Source organism: Rhodoplanes sp. SY1 (genome assembly GCF_046000175.1).
Taxonomy (GTDB): Bacteria; Pseudomonadota; Alphaproteobacteria; order Rhizobiales; family Xanthobacteraceae; genus Rhodoplanes.
Map to the genome: position 1 here is coordinate 12,353 of NZ_JBEOMB010000042.1, position 24,126 is coordinate 36,478.

18 protein-coding genes and 2 tRNA genes are annotated in these 24,126 nt (G+C 68.8%); 8 read left to right on the plus strand and 12 right to left on the minus strand.

The window, feature by feature from the left end; translation table 11 throughout:
- Positions 1 to 507 precede the first annotated feature (507 nt).
- A complete protein-coding gene (locus tag ABTU92_RS12055; protein WP_408090881.1) occupies positions 508 to 1,479 on the plus strand; it encodes an FkbM family methyltransferase in 972 nt (323 codons plus the stop codon).
- Between the two features lie 154 nt (positions 1,480 to 1,633).
- Complete coding sequence (locus ABTU92_RS12060; protein WP_408090913.1) at positions 1,634 to 1,906, plus strand: PsiF family protein; 273 nt, start codon at positions 1,634 to 1,636, stop codon at positions 1,904 to 1,906.
- Between the two features lie 74 nt (positions 1,907 to 1,980).
- Here the strand turns inward: ABTU92_RS12060 and ABTU92_RS12065 are convergent, their stop codons facing one another.
- The 11 genes from ABTU92_RS12065 to ABTU92_RS12115 form a co-directional block, all read right to left on the minus strand.
- Positions 1,981 to 2,694 (minus strand): FkbM family methyltransferase, encoded by a 714-nt coding sequence (locus tag ABTU92_RS12065; protein WP_408090883.1) that lies wholly within the window; start codon positions 2,692 to 2,694, stop codon positions 1,981 to 1,983.
- Between the two features lie 200 nt (positions 2,695 to 2,894).
- Positions 2,895 to 3,218: a hypothetical protein gene (locus ABTU92_RS12070; RefSeq protein WP_408090885.1), complete on the minus strand. Its 324-nt coding sequence runs from the start codon at positions 3,216 to 3,218 to the stop codon at positions 2,895 to 2,897.
- Between the two features lie 280 nt (positions 3,219 to 3,498).
- Positions 3,499 to 3,574, minus strand: a tRNA-Val gene (locus tag ABTU92_RS12075).
- Positions 3,575 to 3,825: 251 nt separating this feature from the next.
- Positions 3,826 to 6,261 (minus strand): endopeptidase La, encoded by a 2,436-nt coding sequence (gene lon / locus ABTU92_RS12080; RefSeq protein WP_408090887.1) that lies wholly within the window; start codon positions 6,259 to 6,261, stop codon positions 3,826 to 3,828.
- A gap of 396 nt (positions 6,262 to 6,657) precedes the next feature.
- On the minus strand, positions 6,658 to 7,926 hold the full coding sequence (gene clpX / locus ABTU92_RS12085) for an ATP-dependent Clp protease ATP-binding subunit ClpX (RefSeq protein WP_408090889.1): 1,269 nt from the start codon (positions 7,924 to 7,926) through the stop codon (positions 6,658 to 6,660).
- Between the two features lie 501 nt (positions 7,927 to 8,427).
- A complete protein-coding gene (gene clpP, locus ABTU92_RS12090; RefSeq protein WP_408090891.1) occupies positions 8,428 to 9,054 on the minus strand; it encodes an ATP-dependent Clp endopeptidase proteolytic subunit ClpP in 627 nt (208 codons plus the stop codon).
- A gap of 294 nt (positions 9,055 to 9,348) precedes the next feature.
- A complete protein-coding gene (gene tig, locus ABTU92_RS12095) occupies positions 9,349 to 10,704 on the minus strand; it encodes a trigger factor (RefSeq protein ID WP_408090893.1) in 1,356 nt (451 codons plus the stop codon).
- 88 nt (positions 10,705 to 10,792) lie between these two features.
- Positions 10,793 to 10,877: transfer RNA gene (locus ABTU92_RS12100), tRNA-Leu, on the minus strand.
- Positions 10,878 to 11,168: 291 nt separating this feature from the next.
- Complete coding sequence (locus tag ABTU92_RS12105; protein ID WP_408090895.1) at positions 11,169 to 11,573, minus strand: response regulator; 405 nt, start codon at positions 11,571 to 11,573, stop codon at positions 11,169 to 11,171.
- Entirely contained in the window at positions 11,570 to 12,844 is a 1,275-nt protein-coding gene (locus ABTU92_RS12110) for an ATP-binding protein (RefSeq protein WP_408090897.1), read from the minus strand. Before ABTU92_RS12110 ends, ABTU92_RS12105 begins: the two co-directional genes overlap by 4 nt.
- Positions 12,845 to 13,070: 226 nt before the next feature.
- Positions 13,071 to 14,636 carry an NAD(P)H-hydrate dehydratase gene (locus ABTU92_RS12115; RefSeq protein ID WP_408090915.1) on the minus strand — a complete coding sequence of 522 codons (1,566 nt, stop codon included), beginning with the start codon at positions 14,634 to 14,636 and terminating at the stop codon, positions 13,071 to 13,073.
- A gap of 386 nt (positions 14,637 to 15,022) precedes the next feature.
- Here ABTU92_RS12115 and ABTU92_RS12120 point away from each other — a divergent pair, with 386 nt between their 5' ends.
- From ABTU92_RS12120 to ABTU92_RS12140, 5 genes are all read left to right on the plus strand, one after another.
- Positions 15,023 to 15,361, plus strand: coding sequence for a P-II family nitrogen regulator (locus ABTU92_RS12120; protein WP_111356758.1), 339 nt, complete (start codon positions 15,023 to 15,025; stop codon positions 15,359 to 15,361).
- Between the two features lie 60 nt (positions 15,362 to 15,421).
- The gene (gene glnA, locus ABTU92_RS12125; protein ID WP_408090899.1) at positions 15,422 to 16,831 is read left to right on the plus strand and encodes a type I glutamate--ammonia ligase; all 1,410 of its coding nucleotides are present in this window, start codon (positions 15,422 to 15,424) and stop codon (positions 16,829 to 16,831) included.
- Between the two features lie 154 nt (positions 16,832 to 16,985).
- The gene (locus tag ABTU92_RS12130) at positions 16,986 to 18,143 is read left to right on the plus strand and encodes an AAA family ATPase (protein ID WP_408090901.1); all 1,158 of its coding nucleotides are present in this window, start codon (positions 16,986 to 16,988) and stop codon (positions 18,141 to 18,143) included.
- Positions 18,143 to 18,745, plus strand: coding sequence for a hypothetical protein (locus ABTU92_RS12135; protein ID WP_408090903.1), 603 nt, complete (start codon positions 18,143 to 18,145; stop codon positions 18,743 to 18,745). The genes ABTU92_RS12130 and ABTU92_RS12135 overlap by 1 nt, the downstream gene beginning before the upstream one ends.
- A gap of 113 nt (positions 18,746 to 18,858) precedes the next feature.
- Positions 18,859 to 20,880 (plus strand): PhoX family protein, encoded by a 2,022-nt coding sequence (locus tag ABTU92_RS12140; RefSeq protein WP_408090905.1) that lies wholly within the window; start codon positions 18,859 to 18,861, stop codon positions 20,878 to 20,880.
- Positions 20,881 to 21,018: 138 nt separating this feature from the next.
- Here ABTU92_RS12140 and ABTU92_RS12145 read toward each other — a convergent pair whose 3' ends face one another.
- Complete coding sequence (locus ABTU92_RS12145) at positions 21,019 to 22,353, minus strand: diguanylate cyclase (protein ID WP_408090907.1); 1,335 nt, start codon at positions 22,351 to 22,353, stop codon at positions 21,019 to 21,021.
- Between the two features lie 557 nt (positions 22,354 to 22,910).
- On the opposite strand from ABTU92_RS12145, the gene ABTU92_RS12150 reads away from it, so the two are divergent.
- Positions 22,911 to 23,654 carry an EF-hand domain-containing protein gene (locus ABTU92_RS12150; RefSeq protein ID WP_408090909.1) on the plus strand — a complete coding sequence of 248 codons (744 nt, stop codon included), beginning with the start codon at positions 22,911 to 22,913 and terminating at the stop codon, positions 23,652 to 23,654.
- Positions 23,655 to 24,126: the final 472 nt, after the last annotated feature.

Sequence of the window (24,126 nt, forward strand, 5' to 3'; positions counted from 1 at the left end):
CTGAACCCGCTTCCTGCTGCGGTCCGCTCCCGGCGAGCCGCCTCCGCCTTTTACGCCCGGACCGCGGACGGCGGCATGCCTGTTCGGGGATGCCGGTCCCGCGGCGGCGGCAGGCCGGACGATCTCCGGCCCACGGGAGAGAGGCCCGCCGGGCGCATCCTCGCGAAACCGTGATCGAAGCCGCGAGCCCCCTCGCGCGAGGCCGAATCCGGGCCGGGACGGCCATGGCGCCTCGAGGCACGACGGGGCGCGCGCCGCAAAACCCCAATGAACGCCGGCTCGAACGTCACCGTCCGCGTCTCGGGCGGCTCGGGTCCGCCTCGCGACGTTAAGAATTTTACTTTAATTCGAATCAGGGCCGGCAGGCTCCCGGATCGGCAGCGGGGCGGCTTTTCTCGGCCCGCGGTCCCGCGTATGAACGTCGATCGAGACGCCGGACCAGTCCGGTCTTCTGTCGTTATGAGACAGAAACATTCAGAAACAGGCGCAGCGAAAGACTTCGTCTTCATGTCAGCTTCCGACCCGCGGCCCGTTACGCCCCTGACCTTCGACCGCCGCACCGGGCGACTCGACGGCGCGACCCTGAAAGAGCGGCTCGCCGCGATCGCCATCAGGACCGGCGCGCGGCTGACGGAGCCGTTCGCACATCGCGGCTTCTCGCTCGGCTGCCGGATTCTCGGGCCCGCCCTCGATCCGCGCGAGACGCTGGTTCGGCTCAACGAGGACGCCCGCTTCGCGTTTCCGTTCGGCGATCCGTACTGGAGCGTGCTGCTCGACCGCAACTACGTCTACGAGATCGAGCTCGAGCGCTTCCTGATGAACGTCGTCGACGTCGACTACACGTTCGTCGACTGCGGCGCGAACTACGGCCTGTGGTCCGTGCTGGCGACGAGCCGGCCCTACGGGGCCCATCCGGCGATCGCCATCGAGGCGTCGTCGCGCAACGCCGAGAAGCTGCGCCGCAACGCCGCCCTCAACGGCGACCGCTTCACGGTCCGCCACCAGGCGATCGGCGCCACGGCGGGCGGCGTCGCGAGGCTGTCCGGCCACAAGCACGAGGCCTTCACGATCGCCGGCGCGGACGATGCCGAGTTCTGCGAGGAGGTGCCGGTCGTCTCGCTCGACAGCCTGATCGACGACGGCACCCTCGATCCGGCCGGCCGCTTCATCGTCAAGCTCGATGTCGAAGGCGTCGAGATCGACGCCCTGAAGGGCGGCCAGCGGCTGCTCGACGCCGACAGCGTGATCCTCGCCGAGGAGCACGGCGCCGACCGCAGCCACGGCGTCACCCGCTGGGTGCTGGCGCAGCCGGGCTGCCACGAGTTCGTGCTCGACCCGCGCACCGGCCGGTTCGAGGAGGTGCTCGACGCCGCCTTCCTGGACCACATCAAGACCAACCACGCGGTCGGCTACAACGTGTTCGTCACCAAGAGCCCGTTCTGGACCGAGCGCCTGCGCGCCAGCTCGCCGGCCCGCTGACCGACGGCGCCGCCACGGCGCCCCGCCGCAGCCCCGCGCGCTTCATATACATGGCGACGAAGGCGCCACGCCGTCGTCGCGCCATCATCTCGGGCTACCGCCCGGGCGGCGCGCGTTCGCGCGCGAAAACCCGGGAGATTCGCTCGTGAAGACCATGATCGCCACGGCCGGCCTCGTCGCGACCGCCCTCCTCGTCTCGCTGACGGCCACGCCGTCGGCCCAGGCCCAGACGCCGCCCGCCGCAGCCTCCTGCAAGGCGCAGGCGACCGAGAAGAAGCTGCACGGCGCCGCCCTGACCAGCTTCATGAAGAAGTGCGAGACCGACGCCCAGGCGGCCTGCGACGCCTCGGCGACCGAGAGGAAGCTCGCCGGCGCCGCCAAGACGAGCTTCACCAAGAAGTGCGTCGGCGACGCCGTCGGCCAGTGATCGACGGTCCTCCGGCCGAGCCCGACAGGCGGGTCGGCGCCGCGGCGTCCGACCTGTCCTGACGCGAAACGCGCTCAGGCGACGCGCCGGCGCGCCGCCTTCAGGCTGCGCTTCGCCCAGCGCACCGGCCGCGACAGGTGATACTTGCGCAGGAGCTGCCAGCGGCCGAACGCCGAGACCTGGAACGGTGTCGTGCGGTCGACGTACCAGCTGTTGTTGCCGGTGCGGCGGACCCGGCGATAGCCGACGGACTGCATGAAGCGGTGGCGGGAATTGTCGTCGGCGAAGTCCTCGATCATGATCAGATGCGGCCGGATGCGATCGAGAGACAGGCCACGCAGCACGTCGACCTCGGCGCCTTCGACATCGACCGAGAGAAAGTCGATGGCCGTGATGCCATGCTCCGCCAGCAGCGCGTCGAGCGTGGTGCCGCGCACCGCGATGGTCTCACCGTCGCCGGCTTCGCCGAGCACGCTGACACCGCCCCGCACCGTCATCGGCAGGAGCGTGCCGGCCTGGTCGGGCGCCACGCAGGCGACCTCGGCGACCGCGGCCCGGCGCACCGCCCGCAGCGCCGCGGCATGGGCCGGCACCGGCTCCACCAGGAGCCCGGTCCAGCCGGCCTGCTCGAGCGCATAGGTCTGCGACAGGCTGATCGGCTCGAACGCTCCGACCTCGACGAACACGCCGGTCCGGCCCCGAAAATAGTCGGCGATCGCCCGCTGCTCGGCGGCGTCGCCGCGCAGCACCGCCGGCTGCAACACCGGCTCCAGGAGTCGTGTCCACATGCCCGCACCCTGCCCTGTCGATCCGGGCGCGGATTACACCTTCGGGCACCGGCAGAAACAAGAGGAAACAAAAGTATCTGAACACCAGCGCGTGCGCGCCGTGGCGTGCCCCTCTCGGCGACCGTCTCGGCGCCCATCGGGTTCCGGGCCCGGCCATCGCCAGCCCACGAACAACGGCGTTTTGCAGCTGCAGCGATCGCTTACTCGCGGCGGCCGGCCAGGAGCTTCCCGTCGAGGTCGAGCATCGTCATCTCGCCGTTGCGGAACACGCAGGTGCCGAGGTGACGGTCGGCCTTCTGGGAGAAGGTCATCTCGACCCGGCCCGTGTGGGCGTTGCCCTTGATGTCGGCCTTGTCCGCCTCGGCCTTGGCGATGTCGAAGCCGACGAAACGCTCCAGCGCGGTCTCGCACTTGTAGCGGGCGTTGACCACCGGATCGACCGGCCGCGTAATGTAGTAGCCGGCCCCCAGCAGCACCACGACGCCGAGCACGGCGAAGAAAATCTCGACCGGACGCATCCTCATTCCCCGAACGAAATGCACTCAACGATGGCGCACCTTCGTCCCGGGCCGCGGCCCCCGCAAGCCGGTGTGCTACGGAGGCTCGTTTAGGAATTCGGGACGAGATCGACCTCTCGGGTTCCCCGGACCTGCGGGCGCAGGTGGAGCAGGTCGAACCAAAATAGGGCGTAGCCCGGATCGACGACCGTAGGGCGGAATAGCGAAGCGTACTCCGCCATCTTCGCCACACCGGCGGCGGTGCCGTTCGGCGCAATACGCTGCGCTGTTGCGCCCTACGCGTTGCTGGTGGGCGGTGACGGGCTCGAACCGCCGACCTACACGGTGTAAACGTGCCGCTCTACCAACTGAGCTAACCGCCCTTCGGGTGCGATTTATCGCCGGAACCCGGCCGAGCGCAAGGCGTGTGCGCGGGCGATCGGTCGGTGCGGAGCGCGGTCGCAGCGGCGAGGCTGGCTGGCTCACCGCCCCGCGGACAGCCCGGCGTGCCCGCTCGCGCCGTCCTGCCGTCGGTCTCCTCGGCCATAAACGAAGAACGGCGCCCGAAGGCGCCGTTCTCGTCTGTCGTCGATCCTGTGGCGACTCCGCGCAGCGGAGGCCGCGTGGCGTCGCCTCAGTGCGCCGTCAGCGCCGACGCCTCGTCCTCGGCGGCGCCGTCGGCGGCCGCCGCGGCCGGCTGGGCCTTGTCGTCCCACTCGATCGGGTCCGGCACGCGGGTCAGCGCCCGGGCCAGAACCTCGTCCATCCGGGTGACCGGAACGATCTCGAGCCCGCTCTTCACGTTCTCGGGAATGTCGACCAGGTCCTTGGCGTTCTCCTCCGGGATCAGCACCGTCTTGATGCCGCCGCGCAGCGCCGCCAGCAGCTTCTCCTTGAGGCCACCGATCGGCAGCACGCGGCCGCGCAGCGTGATCTCGCCCGTCATCGCGACGTCGCGGCGGACCGGGATGCCGGTCATCACCGAGATGATGGCCGTCACCATGGCGACGCCGGCCGACGGCCCGTCCTTCGGGGTCGCCCCCTCCGGCACGTGGACGTGGATGTCGCGCTTGTCGAACAGCGGCGGCTCGATGCCGAAGGCGATCGCCCGCGAGCGGACGTAGGACGCCGCCGCCGAGATCGACTCCTTCATCACGTCGCGCAGGTTGCCGGTCACGGTCATCTTGCCGCGGCCGGGCATCATCAGGCCCTCGATCGTGAGGAGCTCGCCGCCGGCGTCCGTCCAGGCGAGCCCGGTGACGACGCCGACCTGATCCTCCTCCTCGATCTCGCCGTGGCGATGCTTCGGCACGCCGAGATAGTCGCCGAGAGTCGACGTCGTGACCTCGACCGTCTTCTTCTCCGAGGTCATCAGCTCCTTAACGGCCTTGCGGGCGAGCGTCGACAGCTCGCGCTCCAGGTTACGCACGCCTGCCTCGCGGGTGTAGCGCCGGATCAGGAGCAGCAGCGCGTCGTCGTCGATCGCCCACTCCTTGGCCTCGAGGCCGTGCTTGGAGAGCGCGTTCGGGATCAGATGCCGACGGGCGATCTGGACCTTCTCGTCCTCCGTGTAGCCGGCGATGCGGATGATCTCCATGCGGTCCATCAGCGGCGCCGGGATGTTCAGCGTGTTCGCCGTGGTGATGAACATCACGTTGGAGAGATCGTAGTCGACCTCGAGGTAGTGGTCGTTGAAGGTGCCGTTCTGCTCGGGGTCGAGCACTTCGAGCAGCGCCGACGACGGATCGCCGCGGAAGTCCGAGCCCATCTTGTCCACCTCGTCGAGGAGGAACAGCGGGTTCGACGACTTCGCCTTGCGCATCGACTGGATGATCTTGCCGGGCATCGAGCCGATATAGGTGCGCCGGTGACCGCGGATCTCCGCCTCGTCACGCACGCCGCCGAGCGACACGCGCACGAACTCGCGCCCCGTGGCCTTGGCGATCGACTTGCCGAGCGAGGTCTTGCCGACGCCGGGCGGCCCGACGAGGCAGAGGATCGGGCCGGTCAGCTTGTTGGCGCGGCTCTGCACGGCCAAGTACTCGACGATGCGCTCCTTGACCTTGTCGAGGCCGTAGTGGTCGGTGTCGAGCACCTCCTGGGCGGCGCCGAGATCCTTGCGGACCTTGGTCTTCTTGTTCCACGGGATCGACAGCAGCCAGTCGAGATAGTTGCGCACCACCGTCGCCTCGGCGGACATCGGCGACATCTGGCGCAGCTTCTTCAGCTCGTGCTGGGCCTTCTCCCGCGCCTCCTTCGAGAGCTTGGTCTTCTTGATCTTGTCCTCGAGCTCGGCGAGCTCGTCGCGGCCGTCCTCGTCGCCCAGCTCCTTCTGGATCGCCTTCATCTGCTCGTTGAGGTAGTACTCGCGCTGGGTCTTCTCCATCTGCCGCTTGACGCGGGTCCGGATGCGCTTCTCCACCTGCAGGACGGAGATCTCGCTCTCCATCAGGCTGAGCACCTTCTCGAGCCGCTCGGTGACGGTCGCGGTCTCGAGGATGAGCTGCTTGTCGGGAATCTTGACCGCGAGATGCGAGGCGACCGTGTCGGCGAGCTTGGCGTAGTCGTCGATCTGCTGGACGACGCCGACCACCTCGGGCGACACCTTCTTGTTGAGCTTCACATAGCCTTCGAACTCGGTCACCACCGAGCGGGCGAGCGCCTCCGCCTCGACCTTCTCGCCGACCTTGTCGACCAGCACCTCGGCCTCGGCCTCGTAGTAGTCGCTGCGGTCGGTGTAGCGGATCACGCGCGCGCGCTCGGTGCCCTCGACCAGCACCTTCACGGTGCCGTCGGGCAGCTTGAGGAGCTGCAGCACGCTCGCCAGCGTGCCGACCTCGTAGATCGCGTCGGCGGCCGGGTCGTCGTCGGAGGCGTTCTTCTGGGTGGCGAGCAGGATGAACGAGTCGGACCGCATCACCTCCTCGAGGGCGCGGATCGATTTCTCGCGCCCCACGAAGAGCGGCACGATCATGTGCGGGAAAACCACGATGTCGCGCAGCGGAAGCACCGGATAGGCCCGGACCTCTCCGGGCTGGGGCAGCACGCGCGGCTTCGAAGGTGTGGTCATGGTCCGATCCTTGTTGTTCTGGAAACCCCTCCGCGACGACCCGACGGGCGGCATCGTGACGGAGTGTCGTGGACCGGGAAGGGAGCGCAGCCAAACCGGCTGGATCTGCGCGCCGCGGCGGGGACGAGATCCCTGCCCGGGCATCGGCTCGAACGCCTTACTCGACTGATCGGACGTCCGCCTGTCTTAGGTGGAGAGCCGTCGGGGGCGTGTCAAGGAACCGGCCTCGCCCCCACCGAAACGCTCCATCCAACGCTCCTTCGGCGGTGTCCCGCCGGCGCATTCCCCGCACGCCGGCGTGCAATTCGTGTCTCGCCGCGGATCGTCCCGACCGCGATCGAGTCGCGGGCCATGGGCACCGGTGCCCGGGCCGGGCGCCGGTGCATCCGACGTCCGTCAGGCGCTCGCGCCGGCGTCGCCGGCGGCGCGGTCCGCATAGATGTAGAGCGGACGCGCCGTGCCCTCGACCACCTCGCGCGAGATCACCACCTCCTCGACCCCTTCCAGGCTCGGCAGGTCGAACATGGTGTCGAGCAGGATCGACTCCATGATCGAGCGCAGGCCACGGGCGCCGGTCTTGCGCTCGATCGCCTTGCGGGCGATGGCGCCCAGCGCCTCCTCGGCGAGCGTGAGGTCGATGTTCTCCATCTCGAACAGGCGCTGGTACTGCTTGACGAGCGCGTTCTTCGGCTCGAGCAGGATGCGCTTGAGCGCCGGCTCGTCGAGATCCTCGAGGGTGGCGACCACCGGCAGGCGGCCGACGAACTCCGGGATCAGCCCGTACTTGAGCAGATCCTCGGGCTCGACCTCGCGGAAGATCTCGCCGGTCTTGCGGTCCTCGGGTGCCATCACCTTGGCGGCGAAGCCGATCGAGGTGGTGCGGCCGCGGCCCGAGATGATCTTCTCCAGCCCGGCGAAGGCGCCACCGCACACGAACAGGATGTTGGTCGTGTCGACCTGCAGGAACTCCTGCTGCGGATGCTTGCGGCCACCCTGCGGCGGCACCGACGCGACGGTGCCTTCCATGATCTTCAGGAGCGCCTGCTGGACGCCCTCGCCCGAGACGTCGCGGGTGATCGAGGGGTTGTCCGACTTGCGCGAGATCTTGTCGATCTCGTCGATGTAGACGATGCCGCGCTGGGCCCGCTCGACATTGTAGTCGGCGGCCTGCAGCAGCTTCAGGATGATGTTCTCGACGTCCTCGCCGACATAGCCGGCCTCGGTCAGGGTCGTCGCGTCCGCCATCGTGAACGGCACGTCGAGGATGCGGGCGAGCGTCTGGGCGAGCAGCGTCTTGCCCGAGCCGGTCGGCCCGATCAGCAGGATGTTCGACTTCGCCAGCTCGACGTCGTTGTGCTTCGTCTGGTGGTTGAGCCGCTTGTAGTGGTTGTGGACGGCGACCGACAGGACCTTCTTGGCATGGTCCTGGCCGATCACGTAGTCGTCCAGCACCTTGCGGATCTCGCGCGGGGTCGGGATGCCGTCACGCGACTTCACCAGCGAGGACTTGTTCTCCTCGCGGATGATGTCCATGCACAGCTCGACGCACTCGTCGCAGATGAACACCGTGGGTCCGGCGATGAGCTTGCGGACCTCGTGCTGGCTCTTGCCGCAGAACGAGCAATACAGCGTGTTCTTGGAGTCGCTTCCGCCAACCTTGCTCATTCTTCACTCTCCACAGGTCCGCCGCCGCCGCGCGCACGCGGACGGGAGCGATTGTAGCATTGAGGACCCGTCGTGCCTGGAACCTAGCAAACTCGTCACCTTCCGCCAGAGGATCGAGGGACCGTTCTGACCATAGGCCTAACGAAGCACGCTAAGACCCGGTCGATCAAGATTTCACTAACGATACGACGCCGCCTGCCAACGCCTTGTTCCACTGCGGCGGTATTCCATGCAAGACACGTTCCAGCCGCGCCGTTCCCCCGAGACTCGGAGCGTGGAGCCGAATCGTGGCGAAAATCGTGGCACGCCATGAGGTTCGGTCCACCCGACCCGCACCGGAGGTCGCGCGCGGGCGTCGCGGGAGCGGTGCCGTCGGGCGCCGTCCCGGCGGGACCGGCAAGGGCACCCCGCGAACCACCCGTCCGGCCTCGCCGGACGACGGAGCGGGCTCGCCGCGACTGCTCCGCGAAGGCCGCCGTCGCAGCGGACGGCCGGACCGCCTCAGATCTTGTCGGCCTCTTCGGGACGGCGCTCGATCACGCTGTCGATCAGGCCGAACTCCTTGGCGGCCTCGGCCGTGAAGAACTGGTCGCGCTCCAGCGCCTCCTCGATCTTCTTCATCGGCTGGCCGGTGTGCTTGACGTAGATCTCGTTGAGACGCTTGCGGAGATTGAGGATCTCCTGGGCGTGAATCATGATGTCCGAGGCCTGCCCCTGGAATCCGCCGGAGGGCTGGTGGACCATGATGCGGGCGTTCGGCAGGGCGAAACGCATATCCTTGCGGCCGGCGGCGAGCAGCAGCGAGCCCATCGAGGCGGCCTGGCCGGTGCACAGCGTCGACACGGCCGGGCGGATGAACTGCATCGTGTCGTAGATCGCGAGACCCGCCGTCACCACGCCACCCGGCGAGTTGATGTACATGGCGATCTCTTTCTTGGGGTTCTCTGCCTCCAGGAAGAGCAGCTGGGCGACGATCAGGGTCGCCATCCCGTCCTCGACCACGCCGGTGACGAAGATGATCCGCTCCTTCAGGAGGCGGGAGAAGATGTCGTAGGCCCGCTCGCCCCGGTTGGTCTGCTCGACCACCATCGGCACGAGGTTCATGTAGGTTTCGACGGGATCGCGCATGTGCTCAACCTTGCGAGTGATTCGGGCCGGCGCCGGCGGCGCCTTCGGCCCGCCCGAGAGACCGTGCGCCGGGTGCGACGCACTGCTCACAGATATACCCTCTTCCGCCGGCGACAAGACTCCGTCGGCAGCCATGCTTTACGGGATTCGCGACGCGGGGGGCAGCACTTCGGCGCCGGTGGCGGCGGGCCGGTGATCGGCCGGCGGCGAAACGCCCTGCCCTGACGTCCCCTGCCCTGATTCCGGTCGAGACACGGAGGCGGGCCGGCCCGAGCGGGCCGGCCGCCGACGCGATCAGGCCGCGGCCTGCTCGTCGTCCTTGAACAGCTCGTCCTTCGGCACGGTGCGGTCCGTGACGGTGGCGAGCTCGAGGATGTAGTCGACGACCTTCTCCTCGAAGATCGGGGCCCGCACCGAGGCCAGCGCACCGGGGTTCTTCCGATAGAAGTCCCACACCTGCTGCTCCTGGCCCGGATACTGGCGGGCGCGCTCGATGATGGCCCGCGAGATCTCCTCGTCCGTCACCTTGATGGCGTTCTTCTCGCCGATCTCGGCGAGCACCAGGCCGAGGCGGACGCGCCGGTCGGCGATGCCGCGGTACTCGGCCTTCGCCTTCTCCTCGTCGGTGCCCTCGTCCGCGAAGGTGCGGTTCTGGGTCTTGAGGTCCGACAGCACCGTCTCCCACACCGCCTTGAACTCCTCGTCGACGAGGGTCGGCGGCGGCTCGAACTTGTGCAGCTCGTCGAGCTTGTCGAGCAGCTGGCGCTTGAGCTTCTGGCGGCTCTGCGCCGTGTAGTCGGCCTTGATCCGCTCGGCGATCGCCTCTTCGAGCTTGGCGAGCGACTCGAGGCCGAGCTTCTTGGCGAAGTCGTCGTCGATCGCGACCTCGCCGGGCGCCTCGACGGACTTGACCGTGACGTCGAACTCGGCCGCCTTGCCGGCCAGCTTCTCGGCCAGGTAGTTCTCCGGGAACGTCACCGAGACGGTGCGGGTGTCGCCCGCCTTGGCGCCGAGGAGCTGGTCCTCGAAGCCCGGGATGAACTGGCCCGAGCCGATGACGAGCTGGATGTCCTCGCCGGTGCCGCCCTCGAAGGGCTCGCCGTCGATGCGGCCGACGAACGAGATGGTGAGCCGGTCGCCGGTCTCGCCGGCGGCCCCCTCGGCTTTCGCCGTGTACGGCTTGTTCCCGTCGGCGAGGCGCTTGAGCGCCTCCTGGATCTCCTCCGGCCCGACCTCGACGACCAGGCGCTCGAGCGAGACCCCCTTGAAGTCGGCGAGCTCGATCGCCGGGACGACCTCGAGCGCCACCGTGTAGGCGAGGTCGTTCTTGCCGTCGACCACGGCCTCGATCTCGGCCTTGTCCTCCGGCATCTTCACCTGCGGGTCCATGGCGAGCTTGAACCCGTTGTCGGTGACGATCTTGGCGTTGGTCTCGCGGACCAGCTCCTCGATCGCCTCGGCCATGACGGCGCGGCCGTAGAGCTTGCGCAGATGGGCGACCGGCACCTTGCCGGGGCGGAAGCCGTTCAGCCGGACCTGGTCCTTGAGGCGGACCAGCCTGTCGTTCAGCCGGGTCTCGAGATCGGCGGCCGGGACGACCACCCGGAATTCGCGCTTCAGCCCTTCGGCGGTGGTCTGGGTCACATCCATGTCGGGTCAGTCTCGTATGGTGATCAATTAGGGCGGTCGCGCGCGTCGCGCGGTCGCCCGGTCGGTCCGGCGGCAGCGAGCCTCGGCGTGGTGCGGGCGGAGGGACTTGAACCCCCACGACTTTCGTCAACGGAACCTAAATCCGTCGCGTCTACCAGTTCCGCCACGCCCGCCTGGGGCCGCTCGGCCTGCCGATCCTCCGAGCGGGCGGGCTTATAACACGCTCCCCCGCCGGCGCATCACAAAATTTGGGCACCGGCCGACCGCGATCGCCGCAGGTGGGCGCAGCGGCGCGCACCGCCGCCTCTGTCGCGCCGGCTCTGTCGCGCCGGCTCGGCCGGGCCGGATCGACGAGGCCGACCGGCAACCCCGGGTCGAGAGCCCGTTTCGGACCGATTTCTGGCGTGCAGAGCCAGCGGCTCGGCCAAAGCGCGCCGTCCCGCGGCGCCCCGGCGAGCGGCCGGTCAGTTCGGCCCGTTGGCGCCCGGGCCGCCGTTGCTGCCCATCAGGCTGCGAATCGTCTCGGCGATCGCCGAGGGCCGGTAGGGCTTCTTCAGGAACACGCTGCCCGGCACCTGCGAGGCGCGCTCGACCGTGTAGCCGGTGGCGTAGATGACCGGCAGCTCGGGCTTCTGCTCGCGCACCGTGGCGGCGAGCCGCCAGCCGTCCATCTCGCCGGGCAGGCGGATGTCGGTGAACAGCACGTCGACGGTCTGGCCGCTCTCGATGATCGACAGCGCCGCCTCCGCGGTGTCGGCCTCCAGCACCGCGAAGCCCTGGTCGACGAGCTCCTGGGAGATCATGTCGAGGACGAGCGGCTCGTCCTCGACGATCAGCACCGTGACGCCGCCGTTCATGGGCTGGCTCATGGACACGCCGCGGCGTTGGTCAACAGCCCGGGGGCGAAGCTGCGGGCCGGCGCCGGGGCGGCGGCGACCTGGGCGCGGGGCAGATAGAGCTTCACGGTCGTGCCCTCCCCGGGCGTGCTGTCGAGCACCGCCGTGCCGTCCGACTGGACGGCGAAGCCGTAGGCCTGGCTGAGGCCGAGGCCCGAGCCCTCGCCGAGCTGCTTGGTCGTGAAGAACGGCTCGAAGGCGCGGCTGGCGACCTCCTCGCTCATGCCGAGGCCGGTGTCGGCGACGGCGATCTCGATGTAGTCGCCGGACGCGAGGCCGAGCTCGCTGATCAGCACGTCGCCGGAGGCGACGTTGCGGGTGGTGATCACCAGGTTGCCGCCCTCCGGCATGGCGTCGCGGGCGTTGACGGCGAGGTTGAGGATGGCGCTCTCCAGGGCGTCGGCGTCGACCTTGGTCGGCCACAGGTCGAAGGTGAGGTTGCTGACCACCCGGATGGTGCCGCCGAGGGTGCGGCGCAGCGTGTCGGCGAGGTGCTCCAGCACGTCGTTGACGTTCATGACGTTGGGGGCGAGCGGCTGGCGGCAGCCGAAGGCGAGCAGCCGGTGGGTCAGCACGCCGGCCCGCTCGGCGCCGAGCGCGGCGCCGCGGATCGCCCGGGCGAGCTGGCGCGAGCCGTCCTGGGGCAGCAGCCGGCGGGCGCGCTCCAGATTGCCGATCACGGCGGTCATGAGGTTGTTGAAGTCGTGGGCGATGCCGGCGGTGAGCTGGCCGATCGCTTCCATCTTCTGGGCCTGGCGAAGCATGTCCTCGGCGCGGCGGCGCTCCTCGCGCTCGCGCTCCAGCGCCTTGAGGGCGAGATCACGTTCGCGGATCTGGAGGCGGAGGGCTTCGACGGCGCGGCGCAGCTCGTCGGCGGAGGGAATCTTCAGGGCCTTGGGGAGCAGCGGCCAGAGGACGACGGCGGTGGCGAGCGAGGTGACGGCGGTGAGGGCTTTGGCGAGGCCTTCGGCGGCGAAGTGCGGGTACCAGATCGTCCATATGTCGAGGAGGTGAGCGAGCCCGCAGGCGACGAGGAACGTGGCGAAGGCCCAGGCGACCCAGCCGAACATCATGTCCGGCCGCCGCGATACGAACACGGCGAGGACGATGGGAATCGACAGGTAGGAGGCCGCGATGATCACGTCGGAGACGACGTGCAGGGAGATCAGCTCCGGCCGCCAGCCCATGCAGGCGCCATGCGGGACCGATTCCCCCGTCTCCAACAATGTTTGCAGAATGGCCATCCACCGCCTCCCGAAACCCGATTTACCCCCCGGACGACCGCCGCCCCCGACGTCGTCCGGACTTGCCCCGGTGGCGAGGGTCCCCAACCTCGCACCCGGCAATCCACCCATCAATTATGGCAAGGTTGAGCCAACGGTCCGTGTCGTCACCGATTTCTGCTCCGATCGAGAGTGGTGCCGCGGTCCGCGAGGCCGCCGCCGCGTCCGTGCCGGGGCGCGCCGCAGGTCATCCGCGGCCTCCGGCAAGGGCTGCCGGCGAGCTCTGGAGCGTGTCGAAGAGACGCGCGTAAACTCTCGGCATTGCTTCGGAAATATCCTCTGAGATCAACCCCGGCCCGATCGCCGCGGCCGCCGCTCCGTGGAGCCAGGCGGCGGCCGTGGCCGCCGCGAAGCCGTCCATCCCCTGGGCGCACAGGCCGGCGACGATTCCGGTGAGGACGTCGCCGGCTCCCGCGGTCGCGAGATGAGCCGGCGCATTGGCATTGATCGCGACCCGCCCGTCAAGATCCGCAATGGTCGTGTCCCCGCCCTTGAGGAGCACGACGGCGCCCGAAACGCACGCCGCGACGCCAGCCTTTTCGAGCTTCGACGCGGCCTGACGAATCTCACCCAAGTGTCCAAACAGCCTGGAGAACTCGCCGTCGTGCGGAGTCAGGACCGTGGCCGCGCCGCCGCGCTTGCGCAGTGCAGCGAACAAATCCTCGGGAGCGCCCGCGAAGCTGGTCAGCGCGTCGGCGTCGAGCACCACGGCGCGCGGTCCGGCCAGCGCCGCATGGACGAGATCGCGAGTCGCGCCCCCCACGCCGAGTCCCGGGCCGAGCGCGACGGCGTTGAATCGCCGGTCCTGGAGGAAGGACGACAGGGCCGCCGGCCCGTCGACCTCGCGCACCATCACGGCGGTGCTCGTCGCGGCGTTGACCGGCACGGCGTCCGGCGGCGTCGCGAGCGTGACCAGGCCGGCGCCGGCCCGCAGCGCCGCCCGCGCGGCGAGCCGCGCCGCCCCGGTGGTCGAGGCGCCCCCCGACACCACGACGACATGGCCGCGGCTGTACTTGTGGCCGGTGAGCTGCGGCACCGGCAGGCTGTCGCGAACCCGGTCGGGGCCGACCAGGATGCAGCGCGGTCGCACCGTGTCGAGCACGGCCTCCGGAATGCCGATGTCGGCGATGGTCAGGCGGCCGCGATGCAGCCGGCCGGGCAGCAGCCAATGCCCCGGCTTGGCGCGGAAGAAGGTGACGCTCTCGTCGGCCGTGACGGCGGCGCCCATCGCGGCCCCGGTGGTGCCGTTGATGCCGCTCGGCAGATCGACCGCGACGACGCGGGCGCCCTGCCCGGCCGCGGCGTTCATGGCCGCGATCATCGCCTCGGGCAGCCCCTCGACCGGCCGGTTGAGCCCGGCGCCGAACAGCGCATCGACGATCACATGGGCGCCGTCGAGTCCCTGGGGGGTCGCCGACGCGACCGGACCGGTCCAGCGCCGCGCCGCCTCGGCGGCGTCGCCCTTCAGCCGGTCGAGGCTGCCCACCATCTGGAGAGTCACGCGGAAGCGCCGCTCGGCCAGCAGCCGCGCGGCCACGAACCCGTCGCCGCCGTTGTTCCCGGGGCCGGCGACCACGACGACCCGGCTGCCGGGCGGATCGCGTCGCGCCACCGCGTCGGCGACGGCGCGGCCGGCATTCTCCATCAGCACGATGCCGGGCACGCCGGACGCGATGGCCAGCCGATCGGCCGCGGCCATCTCGGTCGTGGTCAGCAGCGCGTCCTGGGTGAGCGGCGTCTGCGCGGCAGGCATGCGGGTTCCGTCGCGACCGGAGGTAACGGCATCATAGTCGTGGCTTAGCCCGGCGTCATGTCGCAATCGCGACGGTGCCTCATCTTCGGCGCCGCAGCACAACGACACGTCGTCGCGACCTCCCGTTTCGTATCGCCATACCGGCAACTCGGCCCATCCGTCAGCCCCGGGGCGCTTTGCGGGCACGCCTTGCCTCGAATATAAGCAGAACGCCCACTTCTTGGGCTCAGGCTCCGGGGCCGTCGCGGCCGGGCCCCGGGAAGGCGACGTCAATTGCTTGCGGCAGGGGCGGAAAACCTCTCCGGCGGCGGTTGGCATAGACCCTGCTAACGGGGGAGCGGGCCGGCTGGCATCGGCCTCCGGCGGGCCGGGGGAGACGAGGTGATATGAAGAAGATCGAGGCGATCATTAAGCCCTTCAAGCTCGACGAGGTGAAGGAGGGCTTGCAGGAAGTCGGCCTCCAGGGAATCACCGTGACCGAGGCCAAAGGCTTCGGGCGACAGAAGGGCCACACCGAGCTCTATCGGGGCGCCGAATACGTCGTCGACTTCCTTCCCAAGGTGAAGATCGAGGTTGTTCTGGCCGACGATATGGTCGAGAAGGCCATCGACGCGATCCGTCGCGCCGCACAGACCGGGCGCATCGGCGACGGCAAGATCTTCGTCTCCAATGTCGAGGAGGTCATCCGGATCCGCACCGGAGAGACCGGCCTGGACGCCATCTGAACCCGGGTCTGGCCGAACTCCCGGGTTATTCGTAACGCTCGCAACGCAAAGGACGCATCTATGACGACGGCCAAAGACGTGCTGAAGCTGATCAAGGACAACGACGTAAAGTACTGCGATCTGCGCTTCACCGATCCGCGCGGCAAGTGGCAGCACGTCACGATGGACATCTCGCAGATCGAGGAGGAGACCTTCTCCGAGGGCGTCATGTTCGACGGCTCGTCCATCGCTGGCTGGAAGGCGATCCACGAGTCCGACATGTGCCTGATGCCGGATCCGGCGACCGCCACGATCGACCCGTTCTTCGCCGAGACCACCCTGGTGCTGGTCTGCGACGTGCTCGAGCCGACCACCGGCGAGCCCTACAATCGCGACCCGCGCGGCATGGCCAAGAAGGCCGAGGCGCTCGTCAAGTCGATGGGCATCGGCGACACCATCTATTTCGGCCCCGAGGCCGAGTTCTTCATCTTCGACGACGTCAAGTTCTCGGCCGACCCCTACATGACCGGCTTCAAGCTCGACTCGATCGAGCTGCCGATCAACGGCGCCACCGACTACGAGGGCGGCAATCTCGGCCACCGCATCGGCTTCAAGAAGGGCTACTTCCCGGTGCCGCCGCAGGACTCGGCGCAGGACATGCGCTCCGAGATGCTCGCGGCCATGGCCAAGATGGGCTGCAAGGTCGAGAAGCACCACCACGAGGTGGCCTCGGCCCAGCACGAGCTCGGCCTGAAGTTCGCGCCCATGACGTTCATGGCCGACCAGCTGATGACCTACAAGTACTGCATCCAGATGGTCGCCAACATCTACGGCAAGACGGCGACCTTCATGCCGAAGCCGATCTACGGCGACAACGGCTCGGGCATGCACTGCCACCAGTCGATCTGGAAGGACGGCAAGCCGGTGTTCGCCGGCAACAAGTACGCCGACCTCTCGGAGACCTGCCTGTCCTACATCGCCGGCGTGATCAAGCACGCCAAGGCGATCAACGCCTTCACCAACCCGACCACCAACTCCTACAAGCGTCTGGTGCCGGGCTTCGAGGCGCCGGTGCTGCTCGCCTACTCGGCGCGTAACCGCTCGGCCTCGTGCCGCATCCCCTACACGACGAACCCGAAGGCCAAGCGCGTCGAGGTCCGCTTCCCGGATCCGCTGGCGAACCCCTACCTCGCCTTCGCGGCGCTGCTGATGGCCGGCCTCGACGGCGTCAAGAACAAGCTCGATCCCGGCCCGGCGATGGACAAGGACCTCTACGACCTGCCGAAGGCCGAGCTCAAGCAGATCCCGACGGTGTGCGGCTCGCTACGCGAGGCCCTCGAGAGCCTCGACAAGGACCGCGACTTCCTCAAGTCCGGCGGCGTCTTCGACGACGACTTCATCGACGCCTATATCGAGCTGAAGATGACCGAGGTGATCCGCTTCGAGCACACCCCGCACCCGGTCGAGTTCGAGATGTACTACTCCGGCTGACGCCGGCTCTGTCCTCCTGATCGTTTTGCGACGATCCATCTCGGGGCGCCCCTCGCGGGGCGCCCTTTTTCCGTTGATCGACGGCCGGATGCCGTACGCTTGCAACTCGCCGACCGGAGCGGATAATGGCGCCGCACCGCGCTGAGGAGGCATCGTGCGCGTTTCCCGTATCGTGCTGCAAAACTGGCGCAACTTCCGAACGGTGGATGTTCCGTTACGGGAGCGACAGTTCATCGTCGGACCGAACGCATCCGGGAAATCCAACTTCCTCGATGTTTTCCGATTCCTGCGCGATATAGCCAAGCCGGAAGGCGGCGGCCTCCAGAAGGCGATCAAAGATCGTGGAGGCGTCTCAAAGCTGCGCTCGTTGGCCGCTCGGCGCGACCCGGAGATCGCAATCGAGGTGCATCTCACCGACGGCGAAATCGATGCCTTACCAAGTTGGCGGTACAGGCTGGAATTTCGCCAGGAGAGCCGCGGCCATCGGCAGCCGTTCATTTCGACCGAACGGGTTTGGCATGGCGCGAAGCTCGTGCTGGAAAGACCGAACGACGCAGACCGGAACGATCCTGTTCGCCTCACTCAAACCTATCTCGAGCAGGTCAACGAAAACGCGAACTTCCGGGATATCACTCGATTCTTCGAGAGCGCGACCTATCTCCATCTGGTGCCACAGCTTCTGCGGTATTCCGACGAGATCCAAGGACGGATGATCGAATCCGATCCGTTCGGCCAAAGTCTGTTGGAACGGGTCGCCAAGACCACCAATCGGACGCAGAAAGCCCGCCTGTCCAGGATCGAATCCGCGCTGAAGGTCGCCGTTCCTCAGCTTCAGCAGCTTCGGTTCGAACGCGACCAGGAAACCGGACGGCCGCATCTGAGCGCGCTCTACTCCCATTGGCGCCCGAATGCCGGATGGCAGCGCGAGGACCAGTTCTCGGACGGCACACTTCGCCTGATCGGGCTTCTATGGTCGCTCTTGGAGGGCGACTCCCTCCTCCTCCTGGAAGAGCCGGAGCTGTCGCTCAATGCTGCGATCGTCGCCAGATTGGCTCCGCTCATCTACCGGATGCAGCGGCAGCGGAAGCGCCAGGTGATCGTCAGCACGCACAGCACGGATCTCCTCTCGGATCCCGGCATCGACGGCCGCGAGGTTCTGCTCTTTCAGCCGAGCAAGGAAGGCACCTCGGTCGTTCCGGTCTCCGAGATCGCCGATCTCAGCCGATTGATGCGCGCCGGCTTGTCCGCCGGCGAGGTGGTTCTCCCGAAGACGCAGCCGGAGCAATTGGAGCTGTTGGACAGCATCGACTGATGCCGGGACACATCGCGCTCATCACCGAGGATTCTCCGACGGAGGTCCTTGCGACCCGCATCCTCGCGCACGTCGACCCGGAAGCCACTTTCAGTCCACGGCTCGGGCGAAAGGGTCTCGGACATGTCGTTTCGAGACTTCGCGGCCTCAACCAAGCCGCATCTGGAATGAAAATCGTCGCCATCGCAGATCGCGATACGATCCAAAACTGCCCCATCGATCTCGTTCACCGGTGGCTCGGCGGCCCACCGCATCCCAACTTGGTCGTTCGATTTGCCGAGATGGAAGCGGAGTCCTGGATCATGGCCGATTGCGAGCGCCTCGCAGACTTCCTCGACGTGCAGCAGAATCGGATCCCGACATCGCCGGACACCGTCGCCCACCCCAAGGAGATGCTGGTCAACATTGCCAGGCTGTCCCGCAACCGGCGGATCCGGGAGGATATGTGTCCGCCGAAAGGTGCGACCAGCCTGGTCGGACCAAACTACAATAGCTCTCTTGAGCTTTTTCTCCGGACCCGGTGGCGAATCTCGTCGGCCATCAAGGCGTCTCCGAGCTTGTGCCGAGCGGAATCCCGCATCCGCGAGCTCGCTTTCAGATAGCCGGGAGATCGGCGCCCTCGCCGGCCCGGATGCACGACCCCGGCCCGTCACGCCGCCGTGGCATTTCGCGGCTAAGGAATCCGCCCCCTTCCGCACCGAGACGAGGCGTCGCCATGCCGCTGACCCGTGCCCAGGCCTACGAGGCGTCCGACGATCTCGGGCGCAGCCCGACCGCGCTGCCGACGCTCGGCGACGTGATCGCCGCGCGCTTCGGCCGCCGCGACTTTCTCAAAGGCGCGCTCGGCGTCTCCGCGATCATGGCGCTGCCCGGCATGGCCGCGGCGCAGGCCGAGCGCCCTGCCCCGGCCGCGCCGAGCGACGCTGCGGACGCCCCGAACGCCGCCCCCGGCGCACCAGCGTCGCGCTTCATCTTCCCCGAGGTTCCGGCCGGCGTCGACGAGCGCCATCACGTCGCCGATGGCTACGACGCCGACGTGCTGATCCGTTGGGGCGACCCGGTGCTGCCCGGCGCCCCGCCGTTCGATCCGCTGAAGCAGACCGCCGCCGCGCAGCGCCTGCAGTTCGGCTACAACAACGACTATCTCGGCTACATCCCGATGCCCGGCGCCGCGAACCCGGCCCGCCACGGCCTCCTCGTCGTCAATCACGAGTACACCAACGAAGAGCTGATGTTCCCCGGCCTCGGCCGGCAGGACCTGCGCAGCGTCGGCTTCGCCGGCATGACGCGCGAGCTGGTCGACATCGAAATGGCGGCGCATGGCGGCGCGGTGCTGGAGGTCCGCCGCGGCGACGACGGCAAATGGCGCGTGGTCGACGGCTCCCGCTTCGCCCGCCGCATCGACGCGACCACCCCGATGGACGTGTTCGGCCCGGCCGCCGGCCATCCGCGCCTGCGGACGAGCGCCGACCCGTCCGGCCGGCGCGTGCTGGGCACCATCAACAACTGCGCCGGCGGCGTCACCCCGTGGGGCACCTGGCTCACCTGCGAGGAGAATTTTCACGGGTATTTCGGCGGCACGCTCCCCGAGGGCCATGCGGAGGCGCGGAGCCATGCGCGCGTCGGCGTGCCCGGCAACTGGGTCGGCTGGAGCCGCTTCCACGAGCGCTTCGACGTCGGCCGCGAGCCTAACGAGGCCAACCGCTTCGGCTGGATCGTCGAGATCGACCCGTTCGACCCGGCCTCGACGCCGCGGAAGCGCACCGCGCTCGGCCGCTTCAAGCACGAGGGGGCCTTCGTGCAGGTCAACCGCGACGGCCGCGTCGTCGTCTACACGGGCGACGACGAGGTGTTCGAGCGCGTCTACCGCTTCGTCACGGCGCGCGCTCACGTGCCCGGCGACGCCGCCGCCAACCGCGACCTGCTCGACGAGGGCACCCTGTCGGTCGCCCGCTACAACACCGACGGCACCGTGGACTGGCTGCCGCTCGTCCACGGCGAAGGGCCGCTCACGGCGGCGAACGGCTTCGCCAGCCAGGCCGACGTGGTGATCGAGGCGCGCCGCGCCGCCGACCTGCTCGGCGCCACCCGGATGGACCGGCCCGAGGACGTCGAGGTCGATCCGAAGACCGGCAAGGTCTTCGTGATGCTGACCAACAACACGCGGCGCAAGCCGGACGACACCGACACGGCCAATCCGCGCGGCGCCAACCCGTTCGGCCACATCGTCGAGATGACGCCGCCGGACGGCGACCACGCGGCGGCGCGGTTCACCTGGGACATCCTGGTGCGCTGCGGCGACCCGGCGATCGCGGCGGTCGGCGCCACGTTCCACCCGGCGACCAGCCGTGACGGCTGGTTCGGCATGCCGGACAACTGCGCGGTCGACCACATGGGCCGGCTGTGGATCGCCACCGACGGCAACTCGGCGCGTCGCACCGGCCGGGCCGACGGCGTCTGGGCGCTGGAGACCGAAGGGCCGCTGCGCGGCGCCGGAAAGCTGTTCTACCGCTGCCCCGTCGGGGCCGAGATGTGCGGCCCGGTGTTCGGCCCGGACGACGAGACCCTGTTCGTCGCCGTCCAGCATCCCGGCGAATCCGACGAGAGCGATCCGAACGCTCCCCCCGCGACCTTCGAGGCGCCGGCGACCCGCTGGCCGGACTTCTCGCCGGCCATGCCGCCGCGCCCCTCGGTCGTCGCCATCACGCGCCGCGGCGGCGGCAAGATCGGGACGTGACGGCACCGAACGCCGGCCGGCTCTCGACGAACCTCCCCCGAAAAGCCGAAGGCCGGCCCCCTGCCCGGGCCGGCCTTCGTCCCCAAAACCTCGGCCCGGAGGAGAGACGGGCGAGGATGCCGAGAGGATGTGAACTGATCACGCCGTGGCGGGCACTGACGCCTCGCCTTCGGGATGGGCGATCCAGGAGATGACGGCCTGCGCCTCCTCCCAGGCTCCGGAATCGGCCTGCGAGGTGCCGATGCCGGCGACCACGACGGGCGGCAGATCCGGGGCCGTCTCGGCGGCGGCCAGCACGGCCTCGCCCGGCAGCGCGCGGACCACCCGATTGCGCCCCAGCGCCTTGGCCCGGTAGAGCGCCGCGTCGGCCTCCATCAGCAGCACCGAGACGCCGGTCGCCGGGTCGCCGGCGGCGAGTCCGACGCTCACGGTCGCGCCGATCACGTGCGTTCCGACGACGCGGCCCGCCTCCTCGAAGGCGCCGCGCACGCGCTCGGCCGCGATCGCCGCCTCGTCGGCACCGCCCGGCAGCAGCACCACGAACTCCTCGCCGCCGAACCGCGCGATCAGGTCGGTCGCCCGCAGGCTGGTGCCGATGACGCCGGCGAACAGCTTCAGCACCTCGTCGCCGACGAAATGGCCGTGGCGATCGTTGATCGACTTGAAGTGATCGAGATCGAACACCAGCGCGGCGAGCGGCTCGCGCTTGCGGGCCTGCGCGGCCTCGAGCTGCGGCGCCCCCTCGAAGAAGGCGCGGCGGTTGAACAGCCCAGTGAGCGGATCGAGCGAGGCGGCGCTGCGTTGCAGCCGCACCACCTGGTCCTTGCTCAGCGTCATCACGATGAAGGCGGTGCCGATGACGTAGAGGATCGCCTCGAGCGCGAACACGGCGAACCAGCCGGTGGCGAGACTGAAGAGGCCGGCATCGTCCGGCATCATCGAGGCGAGCGGCACCGGGGCGAGGAAGACGAGCCCGTGCAGCAGCGGCACGAACAGGGCCGGCCAGCGCTGCAGCAGAGCCTTGCGGCGCTCGCGCCACAGCTCGAAGGCGGTCAGGAAGGCGTAGACCGAGATGATCACCGAGCTGACGATCACCCGGTGCGACGCGGGCTCCATCAGACCCGGCACCAGGGTCAGGCCGAGCCACACGACGGCGCCGGCCGACAGGCCCGGCCACATCACGCGCCGGCCGTGGAACACCCGCGCGGCGCTCCAGATCAGGCCGCAGGCGAGGAACAGAAGCGCGTTCGGGATGCTGCGCGGGATCGGCAGGCCGCTGCCGTCGAGGCTCCACAGCGCCACCGAGAAGCCACCGAGCAGATAGGCCGCGCCCCACCAGGCGAGCGCCCGAATGCGCTCCTGCCGCCACACGCTGAGCAGGAACAGGCCGAGCAGCGCACAGATGCAGGTGGCGATGACGAACACGGTCGTCACGTCGAGCGCGATCGTCGCTGCCGGGTAGGAGGAGGCCATGACACGCTCCGCGAGCCGTTGAACGTCACGACTGTAGGCGCGCCGGTTCGATCGGACGAGCGGAGCTTGGCGAGACGCTTTGCGCGGACCTGAACGGGATAGACGGGTTTTCCAGGTGAAAATGATCTCAAGATGGGACGAATGCGACGAAATCTCCGCACAAACCTTAGCGACGCGCGATTGGCGATGAAAATCAACGAGTTGTTCGCGGAGCTGCAGATCGTTCGGATATTCGAGTGAAATTGCTGCCGCGGCGGCGGCCTGCGGCGGCTGCGAAGCCGCGAAACGAATTAACCGACAAGGGGGTACGGCCCAACCGCCGCGACATGTGCCGCAGTGCAGGACACGCCGCGATTGTCGCCTCGACGGCGCGCAGGACGGTCCGGGCGGCACGCCGGCATGCTTTTCGGTTCGTTACCGCGACACCGGGAAACCGCGGGGCCGACTTCACGGCCCGACAAGCCGGTCGTGTAATTCTGCGCCTGAAAATTCACTCCGCCTGCCGCGCTCCGGCGCCCGTCGCGCGCCGACCCTCCAGGCAGCAGAGGCGACCCTCCATGAGCGTCAATTCCGTCTCGACGTCGTCGAGCGCGCTGCTCGAGCAGCTCTATGCCCGTCTCGATCGCGACCGCAGCGGCGGCGTCAGCAAGGACGAGCTTCAGTCCGCGGCGACGTCGCGCGCCGGCCGAACGTCGTCGACCGAGGTCGCGGAGCTGTTCCGCTCGGCCGACACGGACGGCGACGCGCTCCTGTCGAAGGCGGAGGTGAAGTCGGCCTTCGAGAGCCTGTCGTCGGAGATGCGCAGCCAGCTCCTCGGCCTCCAGGAGATCCGCCTGCAGCAGACCGGGTCGCCGACGCGCAGCGAAGCCGCCGAGCCCCCGCCCCCACCGCCGCCCGAACCGCGCGACGGACCGCGCGGCCCCGGCGGGCCGGGCGGAGCGGGCGGCCCCGAGGGACCGCGGGTCGCCGCGATCGAGGACCCAGCCGACACCAATGGCGACGGCGCCGTGAGCCCGAACGAGCAGACCGCCTACGACGACACCGAGACGTCGGCGACGACCGCGGAGGCCGAGACGACGACGGCCACGGCCTCCGAGGACACTGCATCCACGGCGAGCGACGAGACCACGGAGGCCACGGCCGCGTCCGACGACGGCTCGACCGACACGGCGGCGGACGACAGCTCGGCCGAGACGAGCGCGTCTACGCCGGCGACCGCGGCTCGCGACGCGGGCGAGACGAGCGAATCCAGCACGGTCGCCGAAGACCAGTCCCGCACCGAATCCGAGACCTCCACCTGATCCCACGACCGAGACGACGCAACGAACCGATCCTTCAGGGGGGCCTCGCGCCCCCCTTTTTTTGTTGCCGCGCGGCGCCCGTGACAGCGGCCCTCACCGTCGCAAAAGCCCCGGCTCGCCGCCCGATCCGCTTCGCCGCGAGAACCGTCGGACGGCTGCGAAGCTGTCTCGCAACATTCCAGAAACAATATCGTTTTCAATTATTTACGCCCCATCAACGAGGCCCTGCGAGGGTTCTTCGTCATCGTCGGCACTGGCCTGCCGCCCGCCGCGCGTGCCGCCCGCCCGGCATTCCAGTCAGCAAGGACACGGTCCATGAGCGTCAGCTCGATCTCCTCCTCCACCTCCGCCGAGCTTGTGAAAGCCCTCTACGGCACCCTCGATGCCGACAAGAGCGGGGCGGCGTGTCGCTCGACGAGCTCACCTCGGTCTCGGACTCGCTGTCCGGCACGTCTGAAATGGACCCCGAGCC